The following is a 1,756-nucleotide window of genomic DNA, read 5'->3' on the forward strand; positions in this document are numbered from 1 at the left end:
CATTAGTGATTGTACTCACTTAACTCAGTGTCCAAAACTGCTGGTGCGGATCATTACAACACATTCTTTGCGTCCCATTGGTTCGATAGTCTTTGTAACTCATCGTGATACGGCCATCCACGTTATAACTTAATTGGTTGGGATTTAACCCGATACGATTGCAATACCGAGATAGATAACCCACTACCGCTGTAGGCTCGTGGAGTACAGGTTTACTGTACACAACCCATCTCTTACTAGCGGCTTCCTCTAATAAATTACTGTGCGTTGCTATCAACTCGCTTACTCGACATAACATCTCTTTCTTAAAGCGAACGGATAAGGCTTTAACCGGAAGCAGGTAACTCTCTTTTCTTGTCGGTTGCCATTGCCGATCTTTTGTAAGCACCCCACTCGGTAGTAGGCAATGAATATGAGTATGTTGACTCAGATTTCTTCCCCAAGTGTGAAGAACCATTAATGCTCCAAGTTGACCGACAAGGTGATGCCGCTCATTAGCAAACGCGCATAATGTTGCCCACACTGAATGAAACAAGCATTGATAAACCACCTTAGGATGCGCTTTAACCAGAGCATTGAACTCGTGAGGTAAGGTAAAAACCATATGATGGTAGGCCACAGGTAAAATATCTTGGCTTCGCTTTGTTAGCCATTGCTGTCTCATCTGCTCTTGGCAATTGGGGCAATGACGGTCTCGACAAGAGCAGTACCAACGCGTTTCATGACCACATTGCTGACAACGCCAGTCGTAGCTGCCCATACGCTCTGTTCGGCAGTCTCTTAAATGGTTAAGCACTTGCCACTGTCTCGGTGTGACTTTGCTTTTATCAAGCTCTTCTAAGCCTTGTGTTAATACGGCTTGGTAAGGAGATAATGCGTTCATTCGCTCTCCTCCCATAGTTGAGCAACTAAGTCGAACTTACTTCCGTCCGAGCTTTCGTTGTGATGACCTATCCAATGGGTGTACCTCAATGTCGTTTTGATATTCGAATGTCCGAGGTAACGCTGAAGAACATTCAAAGGCATGCCCGACTCAAGCTGATGAGTCGCATAAGCGTGCCTCAAAGCGTGTATTCCTCCTAATTTTCTGACGTTTGCCTCAACTTTTGCTGCTTTGAAGCATTTCTGCAGAGAGCTAATACCCAATGGCTTTTCGGGCTCTAGGCTGGGAAACAGCACTACGGTGGGATGATAATGACACCAGTAATTTCGAAGATGATTCAGTTGGCTATCACCCAGTGGAACAAAGCGATCTTTTTTACCTTTACCACAATGAATGTGCAGTCGTTTCGCCGCACCATCAATGTCTTTCACGTACAAGCCGACGACCTCACTGACACGTAGGCCACATCCATAACACATTTCAAGTGCGGTCTGATATTTAAGACTTCGACAATGACTAATGATACTTCTTACTTCCTCGCGATTAAGCAGCTCCGGTATTTTACTGGCGCGTTTAATCGGGGGAACCAGTCGCTCTTCAAATTCTCTATTCAAAACGGCACGATAAAAGAACAAGATGGCATTCAAAGCTTGAGCACAAGTACTACTACTTAAACTCCGCTCTGTGGTGAGCGTACGTAAATACGCACTAATTTGTTGATCAGTGAGTAAATCGGGGGACAGATCGTAAGTAGTAGATAGATCTTTAACCCAACGTAAATAGCTTGCATGGGTTTTCGGAGAAAAACGGCGAACCGCCATTTCATCGATAAGTTGTTGTCTTAATAGGGTCATGATGTATTCCTTAATCTAT

At 44.4% G+C, this 1,756-nt stretch carries 2 protein-coding genes; both read right to left on the minus strand.

What is annotated here, in order from left to right; genetic code table 11:
- Nucleotides 1-19: 19 nt before the first annotated feature.
- The gene (locus ACED28_RS23115) at nucleotides 20-883 is read right to left on the minus strand and encodes a transposase (protein WP_371710848.1); all 864 of its coding nucleotides are present in this window, start codon (nucleotides 881-883) and stop codon (nucleotides 20-22) included.
- Nucleotides 880-1,737: a tyrosine-type recombinase/integrase gene (locus ACED28_RS23120; RefSeq protein WP_371710850.1), complete on the minus strand. Its 858-nt coding sequence runs from the start codon at nucleotides 1,735-1,737 to the stop codon at nucleotides 880-882. Before ACED28_RS23120 ends, ACED28_RS23115 begins: the two co-directional genes overlap by 4 nt.
- Nucleotides 1,738-1,756 lie beyond the last annotated feature (19 nt).

The organism is Vibrio sp. 1F253 (assembly GCF_041439295.1).
GTDB lineage: Bacteria > Pseudomonadota > Gammaproteobacteria > Enterobacterales > Vibrionaceae > Vibrio > Vibrio tasmaniensis_A.